The 23,531-nt window shown below is 60.1% G+C and carries 22 protein-coding genes; 9 read left to right on the forward strand and 13 right to left on the reverse strand.

Annotated elements, in window-relative coordinates; translation table 11 throughout:
* The 12 genes from ACV4UY_RS13265 to ACV4UY_RS13320 all read right to left on the reverse strand — a co-directional run.
* Positions 1-231 (reverse strand): hypothetical protein (locus ACV4UY_RS13265; RefSeq protein WP_491608062.1); only part of this gene is annotated, 231 nt, incomplete at its 3' end.
* Between the two features lie 443 nt (positions 232-674).
* Entirely contained in the window at positions 675-2,132 is a 1,458-nt protein-coding gene (locus ACV4UY_RS13270) for a CBS domain-containing protein (protein ID WP_491608063.1), read from the reverse strand.
* Positions 2,133-2,417: 285 nt separating this feature from the next.
* Positions 2,418-2,792, reverse strand: coding sequence for a response regulator (locus ACV4UY_RS13275; protein WP_420903817.1), 375 nt, complete (start codon positions 2,790-2,792; stop codon positions 2,418-2,420).
* A 180-nt stretch (positions 2,793-2,972) separates the two neighbouring features.
* Positions 2,973-3,449 carry a chemotaxis protein CheX gene (locus ACV4UY_RS13280; protein WP_491608064.1) on the reverse strand — a complete coding sequence of 159 codons (477 nt, stop codon included), beginning with the start codon at positions 3,447-3,449 and terminating at the stop codon, positions 2,973-2,975.
* Between the two features lie 49 nt (positions 3,450-3,498).
* Positions 3,499-3,876 carry a response regulator gene (locus ACV4UY_RS13285; RefSeq protein ID WP_491608065.1) on the reverse strand — a complete coding sequence of 126 codons (378 nt, stop codon included), beginning with the start codon at positions 3,874-3,876 and terminating at the stop codon, positions 3,499-3,501.
* A 130-nt stretch (positions 3,877-4,006) separates the two neighbouring features.
* Entirely contained in the window at positions 4,007-4,834 is an 828-nt protein-coding gene (locus ACV4UY_RS13290; protein ID WP_491608066.1) for a CheR family methyltransferase, read from the reverse strand.
* Between the two features lie 2 nt (positions 4,835-4,836).
* Positions 4,837-6,087, reverse strand: a complete 1,251-nt coding sequence (cheB, locus tag ACV4UY_RS13295) for a chemotaxis-specific protein-glutamate methyltransferase CheB (protein ID WP_491608067.1) — start codon at positions 6,085-6,087, stop codon at positions 4,837-4,839.
* 29 nt (positions 6,088-6,116) lie between these two features.
* Complete coding sequence (locus ACV4UY_RS13300; RefSeq protein WP_491608068.1) at positions 6,117-7,829, reverse strand: ATP-binding SpoIIE family protein phosphatase; 1,713 nt, start codon at positions 7,827-7,829, stop codon at positions 6,117-6,119.
* 186 nt (positions 7,830-8,015) lie between these two features.
* Positions 8,016-8,333 (reverse strand): STAS domain-containing protein, encoded by a 318-nt coding sequence (locus ACV4UY_RS13305; RefSeq protein ID WP_491608069.1) that lies wholly within the window; start codon positions 8,331-8,333, stop codon positions 8,016-8,018.
* An 89-nt stretch (positions 8,334-8,422) separates the two neighbouring features.
* A complete protein-coding gene (locus ACV4UY_RS13310; protein ID WP_491608070.1) occupies positions 8,423-9,397 on the reverse strand; it encodes a methyl-accepting chemotaxis protein in 975 nt (324 codons plus the stop codon).
* A gap of 5 nt (positions 9,398-9,402) precedes the next feature.
* On the reverse strand, positions 9,403-9,894 hold the full coding sequence (locus tag ACV4UY_RS13315) for a chemotaxis protein CheW (protein WP_420903824.1): 492 nt from the start codon (positions 9,892-9,894) through the stop codon (positions 9,403-9,405).
* Between the two features lie 191 nt (positions 9,895-10,085).
* On the reverse strand, positions 10,086-13,367 hold the full coding sequence (locus ACV4UY_RS13320; protein ID WP_491608071.1) for a hybrid sensor histidine kinase/response regulator: 3,282 nt from the start codon (positions 13,365-13,367) through the stop codon (positions 10,086-10,088).
* A gap of 425 nt (positions 13,368-13,792) precedes the next feature.
* Between ACV4UY_RS13320 and ACV4UY_RS13325 the strand changes: the two genes are divergently transcribed.
* Both ACV4UY_RS13325 and ACV4UY_RS13330 read left to right on the forward strand, forming a co-directional pair.
* Positions 13,793-14,194 carry a hypothetical protein gene (locus tag ACV4UY_RS13325; RefSeq protein WP_491608072.1) on the forward strand — a complete coding sequence of 134 codons (402 nt, stop codon included), beginning with the start codon at positions 13,793-13,795 and terminating at the stop codon, positions 14,192-14,194.
* Between the two features lie 219 nt (positions 14,195-14,413).
* Positions 14,414-15,403 (forward strand): NAD(P)H-dependent flavin oxidoreductase, encoded by a 990-nt coding sequence (locus ACV4UY_RS13330; protein WP_491608073.1) that lies wholly within the window; start codon positions 14,414-14,416, stop codon positions 15,401-15,403.
* A gap of 244 nt (positions 15,404-15,647) precedes the next feature.
* Here ACV4UY_RS13330 and ACV4UY_RS13335 read toward each other — a convergent pair whose 3' ends face one another.
* Positions 15,648-16,583, reverse strand: a complete 936-nt coding sequence (locus ACV4UY_RS13335; protein WP_491608074.1) for a hypothetical protein — start codon at positions 16,581-16,583, stop codon at positions 15,648-15,650.
* Positions 16,584-16,855: 272 nt separating this feature from the next.
* On the opposite strand from ACV4UY_RS13335, the gene ACV4UY_RS13340 reads away from it, so the two are divergent.
* From ACV4UY_RS13340 to fliM, 7 genes are all read left to right on the forward strand, one after another.
* Positions 16,856-17,068 carry a hypothetical protein gene (locus tag ACV4UY_RS13340; protein ID WP_491608075.1) on the forward strand — a complete coding sequence of 71 codons (213 nt, stop codon included), beginning with the start codon at positions 16,856-16,858 and terminating at the stop codon, positions 17,066-17,068.
* Positions 17,069-17,269: 201 nt separating this feature from the next.
* Positions 17,270-17,935 carry a hypothetical protein gene (locus ACV4UY_RS13345; protein WP_491608076.1) on the forward strand — a complete coding sequence of 222 codons (666 nt, stop codon included), beginning with the start codon at positions 17,270-17,272 and terminating at the stop codon, positions 17,933-17,935.
* Positions 17,936-18,235: 300 nt separating this feature from the next.
* A complete protein-coding gene (locus tag ACV4UY_RS13350; RefSeq protein ID WP_491608077.1) occupies positions 18,236-19,573 on the forward strand; it encodes a flagellar hook-length control protein FliK in 1,338 nt (445 codons plus the stop codon).
* A gap of 156 nt (positions 19,574-19,729) precedes the next feature.
* A complete protein-coding gene (locus ACV4UY_RS13355; protein ID WP_491608078.1) occupies positions 19,730-20,386 on the forward strand; it encodes a flagellar hook assembly protein FlgD in 657 nt (218 codons plus the stop codon).
* Between the two features lie 64 nt (positions 20,387-20,450).
* Entirely contained in the window at positions 20,451-21,722 is a 1,272-nt protein-coding gene (locus ACV4UY_RS13360) for a flagellar hook protein FlgE (RefSeq protein WP_491608079.1), read from the forward strand.
* A gap of 111 nt (positions 21,723-21,833) precedes the next feature.
* Entirely contained in the window at positions 21,834-22,427 is a 594-nt protein-coding gene (locus ACV4UY_RS13365) for a flagellar basal body-associated FliL family protein (protein ID WP_491608080.1), read from the forward strand.
* A 101-nt stretch (positions 22,428-22,528) separates the two neighbouring features.
* Positions 22,529-23,521, forward strand: coding sequence for a flagellar motor switch protein FliM (fliM, locus tag ACV4UY_RS13370; protein WP_491608081.1), 993 nt, complete (start codon positions 22,529-22,531; stop codon positions 23,519-23,521).
* Positions 23,522-23,531: the final 10 nt, after the last annotated feature.

Raw genomic sequence — 23,531 nt, forward strand, 5'->3', positions numbered from 1 at the left:
GATGGAGTTGGTCGGGTTGGCGAAGAACTCGGCATGGTTCAATTCGTGCAAGCTCGGGCTGATCGCGTCAAAAGGGATGGAGTTGGTCGGGTTGGCGAAGAACTCGGCATGGTTCAATTCGTGCAAGCTCAGGTTGATCACGTCAAAAGGGATGGAGTTGGTCAGGTTGGCGAAGAACTCGGCATTGCGTTCAATGTCGAGTTGCCGGCCCGGCCAGCCATGGTGACGCATCCTCTCTCCAGCGACTCGCGGCCTCTTTCAGCCGGCTCTGCGGAATCTTGTCCTGTGTGTCCAAGGTGTCTCTGTCAATGTGCCGTGGAACTCCCGTCGGGGAGGTTCACGGGCGGGGGAGGGAAAGGGATCTTCCCATCATCCTGAATCCGGCTGTTGCGGGTGATTGAATGTGCGAACAGGTGGATGGTGAATCGTCGGCTCATCGCCTCCTGGGTAAGAGACCGACGTGACTTTTCTGGTGATGAGGCATTCTTTCGATCTGCCATGGCTCAAGGGTGCCACGGGTGCTTGCCCGCTGGAGCCGGTACCGTGGAATTTCCGCAGGGAGGTCCATGCTACGGGGGTGAGGGGGCTCTCCCCCCATCAGGCACGTTACCATGGAACTCCCGAAGGGAGGTCCATGGTACGGGGGTGAGGGGTTCTCCCCCCATCAGGCACGTTTACTGCTGCTTTTTGCGGCGGTAGTAGTCCAGCAGACCGTGCAGGGTGACGAAACCGCGGAGCACGCCGTGGTGGCTCACCACGGGCAGGGCGTGCAGGCGATGCTCCATGATCAGATCCGCAGCCTCGGTGATGGTGCCATCCAGGGAGATGGTGACCGTCCGCTGGTTGGCGTTGATCTTGCCGAGAGGCAGGTTGCAGAGTGCCTTGTCGCGCTGAGTCATCGCCTTGGTGCCGAAGAACGGTCCCATGATCTGACGCAAGTCACTGTAGCTGACCACCCGCAGTAGCTTTCCACCCTTCTCGATGCCGATGTAGCGATAGCCATCCGTGCGCATGGCCATGATGGCCACGATCACCCGTTCATCGTCCCGCAGGGTGAAGGGGAATTCGGTGATCAGGCTCTTGACGCTGCCCTTGTCGTTCGGTATGGGCAGGGAGTCCTTGGCATACTGGATCTGCGGGAGTGGACCGAACACCTCGCCCATGGCGATGGAGGCCTTGCCGCCCGACTTGCCACCTGGGGAACGACCACCGCGCGTCGTGTTGACGCCGTCGTCGTCGAGCACCGCGTTCATGACCTCCCGACCGGTCTCTTCCGGTTGATAGGGATCCAGGAAGGTCAACTCCCCTTCGTCCGCGCTTCCGCTCGCCATCCCTTTGACGCCACCCTTGCCAGCTCCGGCAGAGCCCTTGCCCGCGGGTTTGGCCGGCGGTGGTGAGGGAGGCGGCGGGGGAGGTGGAGGCGGCGGCGGCGGTGGTGGAGGCGGCGGCGGTGGAGGTGGGGCCTCCACGGGCGCGGGTTTGATGGCCTCGGCGGCACCACCGGCGCGTTGCGTGTCCGCGGCGATCTCGGCGTCGGTCCCCGGAATTTTGACCTTCAACAGGGTCTCGGCAAATCCCCGTGACAACACCCAGTAGGCGGTCTGGGGCGGAAAATCCGACACCTGGATTTGAACGGCCACCGAAAGATAGGTGGTCCCTTCCTTGAAAGTTTTGGGAAAGTCGCCGTAGGTGACGTGGGTGGTGCTTTCGAGAAACAGATGTCCACCCTCGGGGAGTTTCTTCTCCACCAAGTCGTTAAGCGCGCCAACCACCTGGTTGGCGACCTCCTGGAAGCCCTCCTGGATCTCTTCGTTGTATTCGCGGTTCTTGACCTGACTCTGAATGACGGAGGCCCCCATCATCATCATCAGACCGCTCAAGGCAATCGAGGTGGCGATGTCGAAGATGAGGTGAATGTCGCCGGAGTGCAGGCCATCTTCCGTGACATACGCCACGCTGCGATCCGATTCGAACAAAAGCTCCAGGTCATCCCGACCTCGGTTGAGCTCGATCTCCTGGAGCGTGCAGACCACGGGAGCCGCGGTAAGCGTGTTCAGGTCGTTGCCCAGTTTCGTGAAATAATTCAGGAAAAAGGGTCGTGTCCGTTTGGCGATATCCGGAGGGGTTTCCATTGCTTAAAGCTCGCTCGCATCTATCGGCATGGGTTTTGACCAAGGATCTGGCGAGTGTTGTTCAGCAATTTTTGCGCCATGATGGTTGCTTAGGCGCATTTTGACACCTGTGGGGATGCGGGCATCAGGATCTGATCCGACACACAAACACCCCGGAATGCGATGCGATCGACACTCCAGGGTGTTCGTCATGTGGCGTTCCACTGAAGTTGTTCGATGAGAGGAAGACCTCTCACCCCCCACCGTGGAGCGCTTGAGAGCGTTCCACGATGTTGCGTGGAGGCGCTACTTCAGGAAACGCTCGAGTTCGGCTTGCAGGGTCTCGGGCGTGAACGGTTTTTTGATGTGGCCGTTGGCACCGGCTTCCATGGCCGCGCCGACCTTGGTCTCGCCGCCCTCGGTGGTCACCATCACGATCGGAATGTTCTTGATCGCCGGAGAGCCGGCACGCACCGACTTGACGAAGTTCAAACCATCCATGACCGGCATGTTCCAGTCGGAGAGGATGAGTTTGAAATTGGTGTCGGTCGCGAGCAGATCCATCCCTTCCTGGCCGTTGCCCGCTTCCAGGATGTCCGTGATCGTGAAACCGGCCTGACGCAGGCCGCGAGCCACGATTTTCCGCATGACGCTCGAGTCGTCAACGATCAGTACGCGCATATTTCCTCTTATTGAAATCGATCAGGCTGGTTGAAACAATACACACATGAGTAAACATTCATGATGGAGGACGAACCGATTCACCTCCATCCGTGACACCCTCCAGGGATGTTTCACGGTAAAAACGTAACCATCGCAAAAAACGCCTCTGGGTTCAAGGTTTTTTTCGCGCAACAGCCATTACAGGCTTGCGTAGACCTTCAGAATGCCCTCTTCCATCTGGAACGTGAACATCGTGGTCGGGCGATTGGTTTTCCATTGGGCGGTGTATTCTTGTCCGACGATGGCAACCGGTGGCGACAGATTGACATCTCCGATCTGGGCTTTGGTCTTCATGCCGCCGCAAACCATGTTGGCCAACTCTGCCGCGCCGTCGAGCAGATCCTCCATGAACAGCTCCTCGGGCGTCAGGCCCACGATGCGCGACACGATTTCGCGCAGCAGCTCCTTGCTGCACGAAACGCCCACCATGCCATGCATCTTGCCATCCAGACGCACCAGTCCCACCACCTCGCTGGAGATCGAAAAGGCATCCACGCTCTCCTGCCCGGCAAAGACTACCTCGGACATGGCCATGGCGGTCATCATCTCCGTGACCGCCAGGCGCAGACCGTTCAACAGTTTGTCCATCAATTCTGGGGCGTTGGCTACGCTCATGCGCGGCTCCATGTCGTGGGGGTCGGTGGAAGGGGTGGATCGATCCGGCTCACAGACCACCCATTCCCAGGGCTTCCATGATGCGACTGGCCATCTCCTCCTGGGTGAAGGGTTTGGTCTGGTAGTGGATGGCCCCGGCCTGGATCGCCTTGATGATGTAATCCTTTTCACCCTCGGTCGTGACCATCATCACCGGGATGTGCATCCAACGTGGATCGGCTTTGATCAGCTTGAGCACCTCCAGGCCGTTCATGCCCGGCATGTTCCAGTCCAACAGGATCAGCGCGACCTCTTCGCCCTGATTTTCGAGGACCTTGATGCCCATGTCGCCGTTTTCAGCCTCGAGGACCTCGAAGCCGATCATGGCGCCGACGCCGCTGATGACACGCCGGATGGTTCTGGAGTCGTCAATGGTGAGTAGTTTCATGAGGTTTCACTTTAATTCAAACGTGTATCCGATTTGCAACTCAGCCTGTCCTGCCTGCATGACGGGTGTTTCTCCCGTCTTCCTCCGCGTGGAATCGCCCTTTGGGGCCGTTTCACGAAAAAGGGGATCATCAGGTGGGCTTGTACATGGCGGCAGAGCCCATCATCACCTGTTGGAACCCGGTGGTGTAGCCACGCGGCGATTCCGAGGCCCCGATGGCCAAAACGCCATCCTTGTTCAGACTGTCGTGCATCTTGCCATAGATTTGACGCTTCAATTCATCCGAAAAGTAGATCAGCACGTTGCGACACATCAGAAAATCGAACATCCCATGTTCCTTGAAGGAACTCATGAGATTGAACTGCTGGAACTTCACCAGATTGCGCACCTCGGGGACCACTTCGAAGACCATGCCGTTCTTTTTGAAGTAACGCTCGAGAAAGTCCGGACGCATGCCACGCGAGATGGCCAGTTGGCTGTAGCGTCCCGACGAGGCGAGCACGATCGCCGAGGGGGAGAGATCGGTGGCCAGGATGGAGAACTTGGAGATCGGGGGAGGCGCATCCACCTTGCGCAACTCCTCGTGGATCAGCATGGCCACCGAGTAGGGCTCCTGACCCGTGGAGCAGGCCGCCGACCAGATGCGTACCTGGGCGGCGGTGCGAGCCTTCTTGACCAGCATGGGCACGACGTGATCGCTCAACGCGGAGGCAAACGAATCGTCGCGAAACCACAACGTTTCGTTGGTGGTCATCGCGTCGATCACCTTGGCGCGCAACGGGCCGGTATCGGCCTTGAGCTTGTCGTGGAGCTGGATGAAGTTCTCGCAGCCGTTCTGCACCAGGAGAACCGTCAGCCGGTTTTCGATCAGATACTCCTTGCCGGGATTGATCTGAATGCCGCTGTGTTCGTTGATGAAGTGGCGGATGAGGTCGAATTCTTCTTGTGTAATGGCCATGGTCAGCGGGCCACGGATGGGTTGCAGAGTTGAATGATCCTGGGCCCGATGGCTTCCAGAGACAACGATTCGTCAGAAAGACCTTTTTCTTCAACGGATCTGGGCATGCCGTACACCACGCACGAGTTTTTATCTTGGGTGATACACCAGGTTTTACCGCCCCGCTTGAGAGCATCCACGCCATTGGTGCCGTCGCGTCCCATCCCGGTGAGAATAACACTCAATATGTTGCCCGTAAAGGATGCGGCGACGGACATGAACAAAACATCCACCGCCGGGCGACACTCGTTGACCTTGGGACCGTCGTTGAGGATCAGTTTGAGGCTTCCATCGCGATTTTGCAAGGTCATATGTCGCCCGCCCATGGCGATGGTAACGCTTCCGGGGGTCAGGGGTTGCTCGTCCCGCGCCTCCTTCACCGTCAGTCCGGAGGCTCGACTCAGTTGCGCGGCCAGCGAGGTGGTGAAGACCGGTGGCATGTGTTGCACGATCAGAGTTGGGAGCGGCAACTTTTCGCGAAGCATGGAGAATATGGTTGTCAGGGCCGCCGGGCCGCCGGTCGAGGAGCCGATCAGGAGCAGATCCGGATGGGGCGGTCCCTTCATCGAGATGGCACTGCGGGTTGGGGGCACGATGGGGGCGCTGGGCGGAGGCGCCATCCGACCCGGAGGCGGGGGCATGGGAGAGGTGCGCGGCGGCGTGGACGGCATCGGCATGCGCGCTCCCGGCGCGGGCATGGCGAACGCCTGTGGCGCATGGGATACCGGGGGCGGGGAAGAGGGGGCAGGTCCCGACCCGCCGGATCCTCCCTTGTCGTTCTCCAGATTCTGCTGCAAAACGGTCAGGATCGGCTCCAGACTCTGCCGCAGCGTGGTCTTGGCCTTCTCGACGTTGTTTTCCAGAGGCTTGGTGATGAAATCCAATGCCCCGGCATTCAGACACTCGACGATGATGTTGGCATTCTGCCGCGACGTGGAACTCACCATCACCACGGTCAGCTTCGGATAGCGTTTGCGCAGCTCCTTGAGCGTGGTCAAACCATCCATCACCGGCATCTCGACATCGAGCAGCACCAGATCCGGACGCTCGGGATCGTTGGCGGTGAATTGCGCCACGATCTTGTCGAGGGCCAGCTTGCCATTCGAAGAGGTGGCCGTGACGCGAATGCCTGGAATGCTCTCCGCCACATTCTTCATGATCATGCGATAGGTGATGGTGTCGTCCACCACCATGGCCTTGATGGGCTCAGCCATGCATCCGCTCCATCATGATTTCGCCTCTCCTAAAGGGACCATCGGTAGATCGCCTCGGCCCGGTTGCCGCGGCCATGATATTCCAACGAATGGCACAAGGAACGCAAGAGCGCGATTCCCCGGCCTCCATGTCCAAGATTTCCTGTCAATTGGGAGTGGATCTGCTCCAACTCGAAACCCGCGCCGCTATCCTCGATGGCGATGTGGATCTCTCCACCCGCCGGTTCGCCGCTCCCCGGATTCTCCGCGCGCGGCACATGATCCAGCTCGATGCGGATGCTTCCCTCTTCCAACCGTGCCAGACGCTCTTCCCGCTGGGTGTAATACTGGATGAACCCTTCCGGTGTCTTCTTGGTGCGCGTGTCCAGCTTGAGCAGACCATGATCCAGCGCATTGGAAAAGAGTTCCGCCAGAATCGTGTAGAGCCGCTCCCGATGACCGATGGGCGCCTGGAGATTCATCACCGCGTTGATGATCGTGGGCAGGGGATCCACGGACTTCAAGGTCTGCGCACTGAAAAAGAACGAGGCCTGCCAGGGGTTGGGGGCGATGGCGGCATGCTGACGACCTCGGGCGCTCTCGCGCGGTTCCTGACTGGCCCGCTCGCAGACGATCTCCAACAGACTCACGTCATCCGATTGGCGTGCATCCCCCCGGAACGCTTCCAGATCGTCCAGAATGGCGTGGAAAAGGGTTCCCGGAGCGTGCGAACCATCGAAATGGGCCTCCAACCGCTCACTGCCGTACATCTGATCCTCGGCGTTGGTCGCCTCGGTCACCCCATCGGAAAACAGAAATACCCGGTAGTCCGGGTGCATTTCCAGAATTTCCACCTTGCGGTCTTCGCGGGTCATCGGCGCGATGCCCAGAGGCAACCGGGTCGAAACGACCCGATGCGCCAAACGTCCCGATCCATCGATCACCAGGACGTCCGGCAGACCGCCATTCCAGATGTTCAGGCTTTTCTGCCGATGATCCACCTCGATCAGACAGGCGGCGCAGAACATCCGTCGCGGCATGATCGAAAGCAGCTTGGCATTCATCGCCTCGGCCATGTCGCCGATGGAGAATCCTTGGGCGGTCATTTCGTAGAAGATGTCCGCCACCGGCATGGCCGCCACCGCCGCCGACAACCCGTGCCCGGTGAAATCGCCGAGCATGATGTGCAGTCCACCCGCCGGGTTGTAGCTGGCCACCAGCAGATCTCCGTTGAACAGCGTCATCGGGACGGTCCAGTGGTTCAGGCAGGGGGCATCGAGCAGATTGCCGGAACGCACGATGTTGGCGAAGATGTGCTGGCCGACCTCGAGTTCCTGATGCAACCGCTCCTGATGCTGCTCAAGCTCCTCCTTCTGTGCGCTCAGGCGCGCATGCAGACGCCGGATCCGCTCCATGGCGCTGATCTTGGCCTGGAGAATGGTCCGGTTGAAGGGCTTGGTCAGAAAATCGTCGCCACCGGCGTCGATGCACTGCACCAACCCTTCTTCGTCGGTCACCGCCGTCAGGAAGATGATCGGCGTGAACCGTCCGGCGTGGCTTCGTTTGATCTCCTGGGCCGCCTCGTAGCCGTTCATCATCGGCATGCGGATGTCCAGCAACACCAGATCCGGCTGGTGCAGACCAAACTGTTCCACGCCATCACGACCGTTCACCGCCGTGAAGACCTCATGTCCCTCCTTGCCCAGCAACCGTTGCAGGATGGTGCGGTTGATCGGGTCGTCATCGACGATCAGAATCTTCATGCCAATGAGGTTGCCTCTTCAATCCGCGGGCGTGGTGTTTCCAGACTTGCCTGATGGGGCGGGAACCCCCTTACCCCTCCGAGCGTGGAACGTCCTGACGGGCGTTCCACGGTAAACTTGCCAACCCTTTCACTCCCCTGACCGTGGAACGTTCTGACGGGTGCTCCACGGCCTGTGAGCGTCGTGTCAGGCAATCTTGAAGAGGCGTTGGAAATTGGCCGTCTCCAGGATCTTGCGGATCTCCGGACGGGTGTTGATGATCTCGATGTCCGACTCGTTGGCGCCGGCCTCTTCGCGCAGCAACAGCAGCATGCCCAGGGCAGAGGAATCGATGTACTCGGTTCCGGCCAGGTCGATCACGAAACGCCGCCCCTGGTTGTCGTCACCACCAGCATCGCTCTGATAGGCGGCGCGGAACTGGGAGTGCATCTCGAAGTTGAACCGGCCCTTGACGCCGATGATGGTCTCCTTGTCGTTGCGGGTGACGTGAATCGTTCCTGACATATCGTTCTCCTGTCTTCAAAGAAGGATGTTTGAAAAATAACAATCAATTCCATGCCGTCAGACCCAAGCCATCAAGGCATGCATGGAGATCAGAACAGCTCGATATCCCCTTCGTCCATGTTGGTCTGCTGCACGGCCTGACGATCGGCGGTATCGAACCGCTCCACCTGTTCGGCCAGGGAGGTGCGGATGTGCATCTCTCCCTTGGCATCGAAATCGGGCGGAATGATGGAGACCATCTGTTCGAGCACCACGAACTTCCGCTCCATGCTCTGGGTCAACTGGGTCACCATGTCTTCGAACTGCAACGACATCACCGCGATTCCCACGCGCATGTTGATGTCCTCGGTGATCGCCGCGACCTGGGTGATGGTGCGGCTCGTCATCTCATCGATGGCGTTCACCTCGTCCATCATGAAATCGACCCGCCCCTTGGATTCGATCGCGAAGCTCATGTCCTTGGAGGCCATGTGCTCGATGATCTCCTTGGTGCTGACGATGTTCTCCCGTGCCTGATCGATCACGTCGCTGATCTTGCTGGAGAACTCATGAGAGTTCCCGGCCAGCTTGCGCACCTCGTCGGCCACCACCGCAAACGAGCGTCCCGCCTGTCCGGCGCGCGCGGCCACGATTCGGGCATTCAGGGAGAGCACATGGGTCTGCTCCGCGATGCCGTTGATGTCCTTGATCAGCAGGACCACCTCCTGCATCTGCGTGGAGAGTGCATCGATCCGATGGACCATCTCCATGCTCTGCCGGCTGACCAGAATGATGTGATCCACGAAGGTACGCAAGATCTTGTCGGTTTCGGAGACGAATTTGCGCACGCTGATGGTTGACTGCTCCGACTCCTTGTTGGAGACATCCATGGAATGGGTGAGCGAAGCAACCAGATCGTGCTGTTCGTTGGACTTGTCGCGCAGACCGTTGAAGCTGTCGGTCAGTTTGACGATCGCGTCCTGGACGAGTGAGCGGATCTGATGCATCTCATGACGCATACTATCGGTTTCGCGCGAGATTTCGGCGCGAATGTCCCGGATCAGTTGTTCGTTCCCGCCGGTCATCACACTCAACTGGATGCCTGGTTGTTGAGCCCCAGAACCGTGGCGACGTCGAGGATGATCAGAAGATTGCGTTCGAACTCCACCACCCCATGCACGAAGTCCGCGGCGATACCGGTCAGATTGGCGGGCGGCGGCAGGATGTTGTCGTCCACGATGTCGCGCACGTCCCCCAACTGATCGACCGCCAGACCGACCGGATCCTCCCAGGGACACTTGGTCATGGCCAGTTCGTGATCGATCTTCATCACCTCGTCACGGGTCTTCATGATGACGTTGTACTGCTTGACCCGTGCTTCCCCCGAATCGGGCTTGGACCAGCAGAGTCGGGAGCGCAGATCGAACAGGGTGATCACGCGACCGCGGATGTTGAGCATGCCGCGAATGTAGTCCGGCGAGCCCGGAACCGGGGTACACTCCATGGACCGGTTGATCTCCCGGACCAGGAGAATGTCGATCCCCAGATAGAGGTCGCCCAGGGTGAAGGTGCTGACGAGCATGGCGCAAGATTCTCCGATGGCTCAAAGGCGTTCGGTCGGGACCGAAGCGCCGGCGCGGGTCAAGTGTGGCCCGCCAATGGGCAAAGCATGGCGCGACCCGGGCGCGAAGGCGATTCGAACCGGGGTCGTCGGGTGACGTCGCGGAGGCGTCACCCGATACCCTCGCGGGTGTTGTGTCGCGTGCCCGATCCTCAACGAGGCCGCAAGGTGGAGACCACCTTGAGCAGGCGATTCTTGTCGATGGCCGGCACGCAGCTGACGAATCCGGCACGGGCGCAGCGATCCTCCAGCTCCGAGGAGATGGAGGAGGTGGTGGCGATCATCGGGATTTCGGCGTGGGGCGTGCCATTGAGTTCGTTGGCAAGCTCGAAGCCATCCATCACCGGCATGTTGAGGTCGGTGACCAGCAGGTCGTAGTCGCCGCGGTTGAGCATGCCGATGGCAGCCTGACCATCCTCGGCCTGATCCACGTCGAAGCCCACGGAGCTGAGGTAGTTGCTGGTCAACACCCGCAGGAACGGGGTGTCGTCCACCACCAGGGCGCGGAATCCGGCCCCCTCGACCTGCGGCGGCATCCACGGCGGACGGATGCCGGCCATTTCGAATACCGCATTGACATCCGGGAAGAGCACCACCCGGTCGTCGATCTGGGCGGATCCGAACAGGCCCGGCGCCTGGATGGCGCGGCAGTCGAGATCGATGTTGGTCTCGCGGGTGTCGATGATGCGCGAGAAGATCAGACCGGCCTGGATGTCCGGGATGTTGGGCACCACCATGCAGAGGTTGAGATCCTCCTCCTCCTCCGGATCCATGGTGTTGCGGGAGAGCCCCATCCCCTCGAGCCCCAGGACGTGATCCGGGTAGATGGCACGGAAGGTCTTGCCGTCGTAACGGACATAGGGGAGACCACCGATGGTGTCGAGCAGCTTCGGGGAGATCTTTTCCACGCGCCGTACCATGGAGTGGACGATGCCCATGATGAGTCCGGTGCCGGTCTCGAGGAGGATGATGTTCTGACGTTCGCGCAGCGCGGCCCGGCGCTCCTCGTCGAGGTCCATGCGCGTGGCCCGTTCCACGTTGCTGAAGTTGATCTTGGCCTGCTCCATCAGACCGGCGTAGTCGATGATCAACGACACGCTGCCATCGCCGAGGATGGTGGTGGCCGAGAAACAGGGGTTGTCCTTGAAGAACGAGGGGAGCGGCTTCACGACGATCTCTTCGCTGTCGAGCACCTCGTCCACCACCATGCCGAACTCGTTGCCACCCACGTTGAGCACCATCACGTAGGCGACCAGGGTGTGCGGATCGCGGCGATCCGAGGCGGGCGGGATGTCGCGACGACCGTCCTTGCCGTCCGCGGCGTCCTGGGCCTTGCGCTGGCCGTTGCGGCGATCGGAGAACCGTTCGCGGCGGTCGGGTGAGGCGCCGTCCGGGAGGACGCGGGGGATGTTGAGAACATCGGTGAGATCCACCAGGGGCAGCAGCATGTTGCGCAGCCGCAGCACCGGGGCGCTGCCGACGATCTCGATCTGCTGGGCGCGCTCGGATTCGGCCACGCGCACGATCTCCACCAAGCCGATCTCCGGAATGGCAAAGCGTTGATTTCCCGCCGAGACGATCATCGCCGGGATGATGGCGAGCGTCAGGGGGAGTTTGAGGATGATGTTCGTGCCTTTGCCGACCTTGGAGAGGATCTGCACCGTGCCACCGAGTTTTTCGATGTTGGTGCGCACCACGTCCATGCCCACGCCGCGACCCGAGACGTCCGAGACCTTTTTGGCCATGGAGAAGCCGGGGGCGAAGATCAGGTCGAGGGCATCCTCCTCGCTCATGGTGTCGGCCTGGCGTTCGGTGATCAGACCGCGTTCCAGGGCCTTGGTTTTGACCCGCTCGGCATCGATGCCCGCGCCGTCGTCGGCCAGCGAGATGTTCACCATGCCGTTTTCGTGATAGGCGGCCAACTCCACCTGACCGGCCTCCGGCTTGTTGCTGGCCAGACGGTCCTGGGGCATCTCGATGGCGTGGTCGGCCACGTTGCGGATCATGTGGGTCAACGGGTCGGAGAGGTGCTCGATCACCGATTTGTCGAGATCGACGTCGCCGCCGCGCAGTTCCAGATCGATTTTCTTGCCCAGCTTGTGGGCCAGGTCGCGCACGATGCGCGGGAACTTGTTGAACACCACCGACACCGGCTGCATGCGGGCCTGCATGACCCGTTCCTGGATGCGGCTGGTGATGGAGTCGAGGTTCTGTACCAGGGGGCCGAAGTGGGGAAACTTGGCCTGGACCTCGACCGCGGCGCGGGAGAGCTGGTTTCTGGCCAGCACCAGTTCGCCGGCGTTGTTGATCAGTTCGTCGAGCAGCGAGACGCTGACGCGCAGGGTCTCCTCGACCGTCGGACTCGAACTCTTGTTGGCCGGGGTGCCGGGCTTGGCCGCCGCGCCGCGCTTGGCGGACGGGGCGTACTTGGGCTTCTTGAGGCGTGGGGTGTGGGCCTCCTTGGAGCGATGGCCGTCGTCGTCGTCGTCATCGTCGTCGCGCGGTTTGGCGGAGGCCACCGCCTTGACCGGAGCCGGAGCGGGCGTGCCCTGCTTGGCCGCCTGGGCCACGGAGGCGGAGATCGCCTGTTTCTGGATGTGGTCGTTGTCCACCTGCAACAACGAGAGCAGCAGGTCATCCTCGAGCACCGTGGAGAGCAGCACCGACAGGGAGGTGGCGCTCAGGGTTTCGAGTTCCTTGTTGCTCTGGAACGGCGGGTCGGTGGCCACGATCGAGCCCACCGACTCCATCAGCGACTTGGTGGTGTTGAACAGATCCACCCGTTCGTCCTTGCCCTGGGGCAGGTCGATGGCGATCGAGAAGAAGCGCCGGCCATGGGTGACCGCCTCGTTCACCGCGTCGGGATGACGGGACAGATCGAAGGTTTTGATTTCCGACTTCTTGGCCGCGCCACCGGACGCGGAGGCGGCATGGGCTTCCGGTTCCGGTTCGGGTTCCGGCTTGGGCGGGGGAGGAGGTGCCGCTGCGGGCGGCGGGGCGGCGGGGGCCGGGGCGGGGGCCGCCGCGGGCTTGGGGGCCGCGCCGCCGCTTCCCTCCAGGATGGCCTGGATGGTGGCGATTTGTTCGCTGGCATCCACCGATTCGCTGGCGGAAACGTCGTGGATCATGGTTTGCAGCTTGTCGAGACCCGACAACAGGCTGTCCGTGACCGCCGGCGTCACCGTCATGGATTTCTCCCGGACCTTGCCCAGAAGGTTTTCCATGGTGTGGCTCAGCTTGGTGATGCTGGAGAGACCGAAGAATCCGGCGGAACCCTTGATCGAGTGGACGCTGCGGAAAAGCCGGTTGATGATCTCCGGGTCCGTGTTGTCGCCTTGTTCTTCCAGGGTCAGAAGATCCGGCTCGATGGTTTCCAAATGCTCGGTGGCTTCCTGCACGAACATGCCCAAAAGTTCATCATCTTCCTCGGCCATGACGACATTTTCCCCTGAACGGCGACAGGTGTTGCGTAAGTTGTTACGGCCTTGCCAACTGGCGACGGCACATATCAGTGTATCGGGAACGGGCCCGATAAATCAAGACGAACGAAGGAGGAATCCTCCGTTCCGCACCATGGGCGCATGAAAATGGATCGAAACGAAAATTTCTATATCATTTTTGCTTGGATTCGGCTATGATTAACGCGCTTTGATTGCATTTTTTCCCATTGACGCTATGTTACAAACGGGGTGCGGAGACGGAGCCGGATCTTTCCATCGTCATGACCGCTCCCTCCAGGGTTCGCCGGAAGGATGCCGGAATGCTTGCGGGCTTCATGGTGTCGCGCTTCCCATCGGGCGTTTTCTTGTTCAATACTTCTATAAAATGGGCCTTCCGGTCCAACAGGGAGAGTTGCACGATGAACAAATCGGTCGTTTCCGAACTTTTGCATGAGCCTGCCGTGGACAACAACGACACCCACCTCTGGATGGCGGTCATGGATCGCGCGGTCCGCGATCTGGTTGCCCTGGAGCGCTACCGTCAGGATCCCGCCGTGATGGAGGATCCGGTCTTCCGGTACGATTATCGCACGCTGCGGAAATGGTTCCACTCTTCCTCCATGGAGCCCGGTTCGTTCAACTGGATCTGTTCCCTGGTCAACATCGACCCCAAGTGGGCACTCAATCGTCTCGAGGAGCGTCTCAAGGTCTGCATCGGCCCATCCTCCGGCAAAAAGAACGTCGTCCGTGGCGCCATCTCTCTGCCGGACGACGCGGATGATCTGGATGACGACCTGGATGCCATCGCTGCCGCCGCGTGATGTCGGTTCGAGAGGTTAACGCAAGAAACGTGCCTTGACTTTTTGACACCGTGCTCGCGCCGTGGCGTCGGGCAGGTGGCATGATCGAAAAGGGACCGGGCCTGAGTGCCCGGTCTTTTCGCGTCAACGGGGCGATATCATGTTGAACCCGGTCGATATGGCCGGCGTTCATCACGTCGGTGGATCGATCACCGTTTTGTTCGTGGGGAGAGTGCAAGCATGACCAACGCGGCAGTTTCCGACTCCTGGAAGCGAGGGAGGGATTTTCTGGGTGTCCGACAGGCCGTTCTGGGAGGGGCCATGTCGTGGCTCTCCGAGCGTCATCTGGTGGCGGCCATCTCCAATGCCGGCGGATTCGGGGTGCTGGCCACCGGGAGCATGCCGGTCGAGCTGGCCCGCGCCGAGGTGCGCGCCACCCGCGCCCTCACCGACAAACCGTTCGGCATCAACCTCATCGTCATGCATCCCGCCCTGGCCGACTACGTGGCCATGGTCGTGGAGGAAAAAGTGACCCACTGCGTGCTGGCCGGTGGAATGCCGGGTCGCGAGACCGTGGAGACGTTGCGGGCCGGTGGGGTCAAGGTGATTCTGTTTGCGCCGTCGTTGGCCCTGGCCAGGCGGCTGATCCAGCGCGGGGTGGATGCGTTGATCATCGAGGGGCACGAGGCGGGTGGTCATGTGGGGCCGGTATCGACCCTGGTTCTGGCGCAAGAGATTCTGCCACATGTCCACGAGGTGCCGGTTTTCGTGGCGGGTGGGATCGCGGATGGGGCGATGACTGCGGCCATGGCCTCCCTGGGAGCCGCCGGGGTGCAGGTGGGAACCCGCTTCGTCTGCGCCGGGGAGTGCGTGGCCCATGCCAATTTCAAGCAGAAGTTCATTCAGGCCCAGGCCCGCGACGCGGTGGTGACCGTACAGTTCGACCCTGCCCTGCCGGTGATCCCGGTGCGGGCGCTGGTCAACAAGGGGACTGAGCAGTTCAACCAGTTGCAGCTGGATTTGGTGCGCCAGGTGCGCGAGGGGAGCAAGCCGCGCGCCGAGGCCCAGCTGGAGTTGGAGCACTTCTGGGCCGGAGCCCTGCGTCGCGCCGCCATCGACGGAGATGTGGAGCATGGTTCGGTGATGGCCGGGCAGAGCGTCGGCATGGTGCGCGCCATTCAGCCGGCGGCCACGATCATCGAGGAGTTGGTCGCGCGGCTGGAGGGGTGAAGGCGGGGGTGGTGTGAACGCGTTCCGTTTTGGTGTGTGTTGTTGCCACGGACGGGGTGTGTGGCAAAGACCTTGGGATGGCGTTTTGACTGTCAAGCGCGTTTGTACTTAAACCGCACCCTGCTTGGGATGTGTGGTTTTTATGGGTAAAAATAAAGAGAGGATCTGGGAGATTCCTCTCCCAGGGATTTGATTTTGCCTTTGAGGGTATTTGCGCGCTCGCGGGTTGCAAGGGGATTGGTCGTCAATACTCCTCTTGCAAGCGATGAATGGCCTCCGTGACGGATGAGGGTAAAGCCTTCTCAAAGTATGGGCGCAACAAGGGGTCGCAATCCATCCCGATGAATTTTTCGCAGAAGGTGCGTAGCAAGGGGTTGCTGGATGGATGAATTGGCGTGCGTCCGGTCCAGAGGTCTTCAGGCGTGTCGCCACTCTTCAAGTCCCACCAGAAGATGGGATAGGAATCACCGCCCAGGACACCCTTGAGCGGTGCGGATCCCTCGTGGAACAAGGGAAAGAGCTTTTCTTCTGGGTCACAGGCCAAGGCCCAGACCACCTCAGCCGAGAGCACGAATTTGCGGCTGGTGGCAAAGGCGCCAAGACGGAATCCGGTATCGATGGCTTTTCCGGCAAAGTCGATGGTCTCTTTTTCCCAGGGTCGCTCAGGGTACGTTGGATCGAGGATGCCGTCGGGAATCACCATCTCCAGATTGTTCAGGGGAAAGTCCGCCAGCCAGGCGCGCGGTTTGAGTCGCAGCCTGAGAACTTCTCCCGCCGGAGAAAAGATCTGCTGGTCTGATTGCGCCAGTTCGGCGTTGTAGGTTTTGACCGCCTTGCCGAATGCCGCCAGATAATGTTTGAGATTCGGCAAAACGCCTGGATTGACGGTCAGAATGATTTCGTCGCCGAGTGCCTTCCATACCCTGGGTTGATCCCCCCTGCTTGACGCGCTCAACCGGTTGATTTCCGCGACGAAGTTCCGGATCAGACCTTCATGGAAATTGCGTAATATTTTTTTCCACTCAGGCATTTTCATGCGTGGAAATCGATATTTGATCGCGGTTGAATTCTGCATGTCCGCTGCCAGGAAGAGCAACAGGCGATACTCCGTTTCTTTGTCCTGGGGTTCTGATGGGGGTGGTGTCGGTGCGTCTTCTTGTTTTTGGAGTAAGTCTTGCATATTGGTGTCCATGAGTGAAGTGAGGAATATGTTGTCGTGTATGCCATGCCTGTCAACGTGGTTCGACTGTTGGGCAGAAATCACGGATTGGAGAATACTCGTTGATTGCTTGCGGAGGCTGTGATAAGTTTTGAGTCAAGGCATGGTGGCATGGTGCGCGTCATGTTCCGGTTCGTCAAGGTTGAAGCGGAGGTCGCTTCGTTGATTTGGACGCGGGATGGACACGATGGAAGCGATGTCAGCCGTAATGCGCGGGACCAGGAGTCAATCAGATGTCTGAAAATTCGAAACTCAAAAGCGATACCGTTGTGATGTCGCGTGTGCGCGTGGGCCGGCAGGTCACTGCGTCGTCTGAATGGCGCAAGCCGATGACGGATGAGGAGTTTGCGGATTGGATGCATCTTTCCAACAAGGATCTTGATCCCAGCAAGGTCACCCCGCGTCGTGCTGGCCGTTCGTTCGCGCTCTCCTTGACCGAGGCGTAAACACGCCTCACCCGAATGTTTTTTACGAAATTCTGGTCCGAGATCATCCCAAGACGGCTTCGGGTGTGATCTCGGACTTTTTTTTTGCTTGGGCCAGGGTTGATGTTGTTATGATCAAGGGTTGATAAAAGCAATACGATCGGTTATGCTTGACTGTTTCTTTTTCGTTGGACCGAGATTAGGGTTGGGGGACAGGCATCAATGAGCGGATGCAAGCAAACCGGGGTTTTGCAACTGTTTGATCGGTTCTGGGAAGAGTGCGTTCAAATCGAGGCGGACGAGTTGATCGCGAGAAACCATCACAGCCTGGTTCTGGCTCTTGATGCTGAACAGAATGTTCGTGCGGCATTTGTGGGCTTTTGTGAAGATATTCATAATAAAATGCAGGAAATTCATCGGGATGTATCACCTGCTTCCACGGTTGGCCGCAAATTGATGGATCGGCATAAGATCGCTGCTTGTGTGGCAGCGGCGATTCTGCAAGCCGGCGTATGCGAACGTACACGGGATGTCCCGTCGGACCGTCAGCCTTTGGAAGTGCGGCTTGCCAATGAAATTCTGGCTTTTCAGTGTGCCTTGCATGTTTTGTATTCATATCTGAGTCATGAAAGTGGTTATCGGTTGGATGATGTGGCGCAGTTGGACAGCGAAGTGCTCGAAAGAATCGGACTGGAGGGGTTTGTTATGCCGCCCACCTACGAAGGGGCGGAATCCTATGAAATGCATCTCCTTAAGGCCATGCGCATCTCCAAAGGCTGGAGACTTGGCGGAAAGATTCCTCCGATGGATATTTTGTTGTATTCTGCAATTTTATACCACATCGAACTGCATAATTTTGAGAAACCGTTGTTTCCGCAGGTGGGCTGAGTCCGCTTTCGGAACACACGGTTCAGAACGATCGCCATCCTGACGCACCATACCTTCTTGGATCATTCGGCAAAAACGCCCGTGGCCTGATCGGGCAGAAACTGCCGGGCAGGGAGTTTCTTGCCTGCCGTTTCTCTCCGTGACATTCCGCGATAAAACCCGCAATCCTCCTCCCTGACCTCTTTTGCCCCCCTGAACGCTTCTTGGCGCTTCATCCTGGTCTGGCACGACGCTTGAATGCATGGGTTTCGGATGCTTTATCCTTCATGAATCCGAACCGGATGCGGAGTGTTACAGACCATGACCTTGTCGCAACTGTTCATGCCCCGGGTGGAGTCCCGTTCGCCCGCGTCCGCCGAGCGGCCCTCGGTCGCCAAGAGTGCCGAGGAGGGGAGCCGTCGCTTCTTCGAGGAGGCGTTGCAACGGGCCGAAACGCGCAAATCCACCCTGAACGCCGAGCGCGAGGAGGCGCGTGCCGAGACGGTCCGCACCCGGGCCGAGGAGGCGGACCGCGAGGCCCGCGATGCCGAGGAGACCGCCGAGGTCGCCGATGCGCGCGAGGCGGGTCAGGCGCGAAAATCCCAGGAGCCCCGGAAGAACGATGCCGAAGCGGCCAAGAGCGATGAGGAGTCCGGCGCCGCAGATGCGGAAACGTCCGAGTCTGCCGTGACGGTGGGGGAGAAAACGCTTCGGGAGTTGGCCAATGCCAACGGCAAGGGGCGTTCGACCCGCAGGAAGGGAGAGGAGTTGGCCTGGCTTGCCATGCCCCATGCCGCGCTTCTGGCCGTCAACGCCAGTGTGCATGCGCCGGTGATGGCGGCTGGGGAGTCGCTGCCGCAACCCCAGGCCGGCATGTCCGCCAATATCCCGTCGCAGGGCGGCCAACCTGGCATGCCGATGCCGCCGGTGGTCGAGGCGGGTGGCAATCCGGGTCAGCCGGGTCAACCCCTCCTCGAGGCCACGGTGGCCGGCAACAATCCGGCCCGTGGGCTGGCAGAGACGATGGCCAGCCGGACCCAGGCGCGAGCCGATCTCAATCTTCCCGTTTCCCTGACGCCAACGGACGAAAAAAACGATTTTGCCATGGCCATGCGTCTGGTTTCCGACGGCGCGCGGGGCGTGGGAGAGAAGCCGGGCGTCACCTCCGGGAACCCCCTTTCTCCCCAGTCGCCGGCGTTTGGCGACGAGTTGGCCGGGGAGGTGGGGCGGATGCGTTTCATTTCCCGCGCCGGTGGCGCGGAGCAGATGCGTATCTCCCTGAATCCGCGCGAGTTGGGCAATCTCGATCTGCGCGTGGCCGTGGACAACGATCAGCGGGTGCATGTGATGATCACCGCCGAGTCGGACGCGACGCGCGATCTGTTGAACAAGCAGATCCCGCAGTTGCGCGAGGCCCTGGCCCGTCAGAATCTGGGCATGGGCGAAGTGATGGTACATGTGGACGATGGACGCGGTGGTGACGCGGCGGCGCAATGGGGTTTCCAGGGGGGCAACGGTGCCACCGAGGAGCGGCGTGAGGGGCTTGCCTGGCGCGCGTCAGGGCGAGGCCAATCCGAGAGTCCGTCCCCGACCGTGGAAACGGTGCGTTCCGCGCCGGCTGCGAGCGGGGGTGTGTCGGGATTGAGTTTGTTCGCCTGATGCCGCCTGACCGTGGTAGGCCCGAAGTGGGGGCGTGATTGGGAGGTGAGGGGGTGTTGTGCGGATTTGGCGCGAATTTTGAATAAAGTGTTTCAGGGGTCCATCCGTCGCATGGGCGATGACGCCTGAATGGCTCGGACGTTTTTTGGGAGTACGATGATGACCACTACCGCGGCTTATGGCGTCTCTTCGACAAGCACCAGCACCTCGACCGCCAACAAGACATCGGCGCAGAGCGCGGAGGAGTTGCGGACCGACTTCTTGAAGCTCCTGACTGCCCAGTTGCAGTATCAGGATCCCCTGGAGCCGGTTCAGAACACCGAGTTCACCAGCCAGATGGCCCAGTTCACCGGCCTTGGCGAGCAGCAGAAGAGCAATACGCTTCTGGAAAAACTGATCGCGGCCCAGGGTGTCAATCAATTGAACCAGGCGGTCTCCTACATCGGCAAGACCGCGGTGGTGGATGGCGATCAGACCATCCTGACCGGTGGGGCCGGCACGGTGCGCTTCGAGATGCCGAGCGCGGGCACGGCCACGATCAACATCTACGACGCCAACAACCGGGTGGTCGAGTCCATGGAGCAGACCTTCACCAGCGGCACCCAGAAGGTCAGTCTGCAGGGCTCGGATCTGCCGGATGGCACCTACCGGTTCGCCGTTACCATGACCGACGCCTCTGGAAACGTGACAGCGGTTCCGACCCTGGAGGCCGGGGTGGTGAAGGCGGTGATCAACGACTCCAGCGGCGTGGTTCTGGAGATGAACGGGCGCAAGGTCAACATCGCCGACGTTCGCCAGGTCGAGCAGGGCTGATCGCGAACATCCATACCAAAATACCTATAAGACCACTGGGTCGAATTTTCACGGAGAGCCATTCATGTCCATCTTGCAAGCGATGTATTCCGGTTCGAGCGCCTTGATCAACTTCGGCGAGGCCATGACCGTGATCGGCAACAACCTGGCCAACGCCAACACCACCGCCTTCAAGGGGAGCACCTCCTCGTTCCAGGACGTGCTGATCCAGACCGTGGGCACCAACGGCCTCGGCAGCATGAATCAGGTGGGTACTGGCGTGGGTCTGGCCGACATCCAACAGAACATGAAGCAGGGGAGTTCGGTCTCCACCGCCAATGTCACGGACATGAGCATCGACGGTCGCGGGTTCTTCAAGGTGCGCGACAACGCCCTGTCGAGCAAGCTGAACTCCCTGGCCCTGCCGATGGATACCTTCTACACCCGTGCCGGCGCCTTCGAGAAGAACAAGGACGGCTATCTGGTCACCTCGGGCAGCGGTCTGCGTCTTCAGGGTTGGAAGCTCGACGCGAATGGCAACCATCTGGTCTCCGGCGAGGCCGGGGTGCAGGACATCCTGTTGCCGACCGCCGACGAGAATCTGGCCGCAGCCAGCACCAGCGTCACCCTGCCGGTCAATCTGGACGATCGTCCCACCGCGGCCCTGCCGTTCCACACCTCGGTGCGCGTGTACGATTCCAAGGGCAACCCGCACAGTCTGCGCATGGAGTTCAACCGCACCGCCAATGCCAACGAGTGGTCCTGGAGCGCCCAGGAGCAGGATATGTCCACCGGTGATTTGATCGGTACGGCCACCACGGCCAGCACTCTGAAGTTCGACACGAGCGGTCAGTATCTCTCCGGCAGCCCGGTGAACCTGGAGTTTGCGCTCACCAATGGCGCCACCACCCCCTTGCAGCTCGCCTTCGATCTGTCGTCCAGCACCCAGGTGGCCAGCGAGTCCTCCACCGGCAACTGGACCGCCGACGGTTATCCGCCGGGGAATCTCGACACCCTGGCCATTGATCGCGATGGCATCGTTTCGGGTCACTACACCAACGGGCAGACCCGCAAGATGTATCAGATCGCGCTGGTGGACTTCACCAACGAGAATGCCCTGGAGCAGATCGGCGCCAATCTCTACAAGCCGACCGTTCAGTCCGGACAGCCGATGATCGGCATTCCCCAGAGCAGCCGGTTGGGCAGCATCGCCTCCAACTCTTTGGAACAGTCCAACGTGGACATCTCCAACGAGTTCATCCGTATGATCACCACGCAACGCGGCTTCCAGGCCAACTCGCGCATCGTGTCGGTTTCGGATGGCATGCTCGAGGAGTTGATTTCGCTCAAGCGGTGATGAGGTTGATTGAAACGTCATCCGGGTCAAAAGGCTTTGTGCATGGCGTCGCGGTTTGTTAACGTAAAACCGATCCCAACACACTCGGTATGAAAACAAAGGAAGGGTCTCATGGCGGACGAAGCGGAGCAGGAATCGGGGGGAGGCAAAGGGGGAGTGCTGAAAATCATTCTCCCGGTGGTTGCCTTGTTGTTGGGTGGTGGCGGCGGCTATTTTCTCGGCTCGTCCATGGGCAGCAAGCAGGTCGCGGAGACCGAGAAGCTGGAACCCACGCCTGAACAGAAATCCAAGAAGCCCGAAGAGATGGTGGGCGCCATGTTCAAGCTTGACCCGTTCGTGGTCAACCTGAACGAGCCCAAGGGCAATCGCTATCTCAAGACCACCATCCAGTTGGAGATGGATGATGGTGGCAAGAAGAGCGACAAGGGCGAGAAAAAGGATGCCGGTGGCGGGGGCGGGGGACACGGCGGTGGTGGGGAGGCGGGCAAGGAGGCCGCCAAGTCGCCGCTGGAGATGGAGCTGGAACGGCGCAAGCCCCAGTTGCAGGATGTGATCCTGGCGCTTCTCACCTCCAAGTCCTCGCGTGAACTTCAGGCCCTGGAAGGCAAATTCCGTCTGCGCGAGGAGTTGCTGGCCCGGATCAACGCGCTTTTGGTGAACGGATCCATCACACGGGTCTATTTCACGGAATTCGTCATTCAATAACCGCCGGGTTTTTTCCGTGGAACTCCTGTCAGGGAAGTCCACGGTCGGGGGGTTAGGGGGGGCTCCCCCATCATGCAAGTTTGCTTCGGATTGGAAATACGATGACTCAGATCCTTTCCTCAGAAGAGATCGACGCCTTGATGGCGGGTCTGGACGACGGATCTCTCAATTTCGAAGAACCCGAGGATGCCAAGGAGGAGAAGGAGGAGAAGAAAGTCACCTCCTTCTTTTTCGGCCAGAAGACCGCCATCCGGGTGGGTGCGCTGCCCGGTCTGGACCTGATCAACGAGCATCTGGCCTCGCAACTCTCCTTCAAGCTGACCCAGAAGGTGGGACGGGAGGTGCATGTTCAGCCGAAATCGACCACCAACCAGATTTTCGGTCGGTTTCTGCATGGTCTGGATCCGCCGATCTTCATCAACATCCTGCGGGTCGAGCCCTCCCAGTCGATGAGCCTGTTGGCCATCGATGGCGAGGTGATGTATCACATTCTCGAGGGATTTTTCGGCGGGTCGGGGGATTCGGAACGACCGTTCCGCAACTTCTCGCCCTTCGAGATGAAGGTCATCGACCGCATCATGGACGTGACCCGCGAGCAGATCGAACTGTCGTGGAAGAAGCTCGACAACTCCTTCAAGCTGGTGTTGACCCGCTGGGAGAATCAACCGCAGTTCGCGGCGGTGATGCCGCTCGACGAGACGGTGTTTTTGATCTCCTTCGCGGTGGAGGTGGGCGACTCGGAAGGGACGTTGACCATCTGTTATCCGGCGGTGATCCTGGAGCTGTTCAAGCAGCAGTTGAAGGTCGGTTTCCAGCAGAAGGATCTGGTCGAGGGTTCGACCGCCTGGATCGATGCGCTGCATCATCAGCTGGGACTGGTGCCGCTGGCCCTTTCGCCGGTGGTCTCCCGTGAGCAGATGTCGGTGCGGGAGATGCTGGATCTCCAGGTCGGCGACGTGCTGCCGCTCTCCCACGAACTCTCCGAGGAGATGGACGTGGAGGTGGAAGGCGAGGCCAAATATCGATGTCTGGCCGGGATCGTGGACGGGAAGCGGGCCATCCGCATCACCCAGATCCTGCCGCTCGACAAGTGACGCGTTAACT

Source organism: Candidatus Magnetaquiglobus sp. (genome assembly GCF_058402785.1).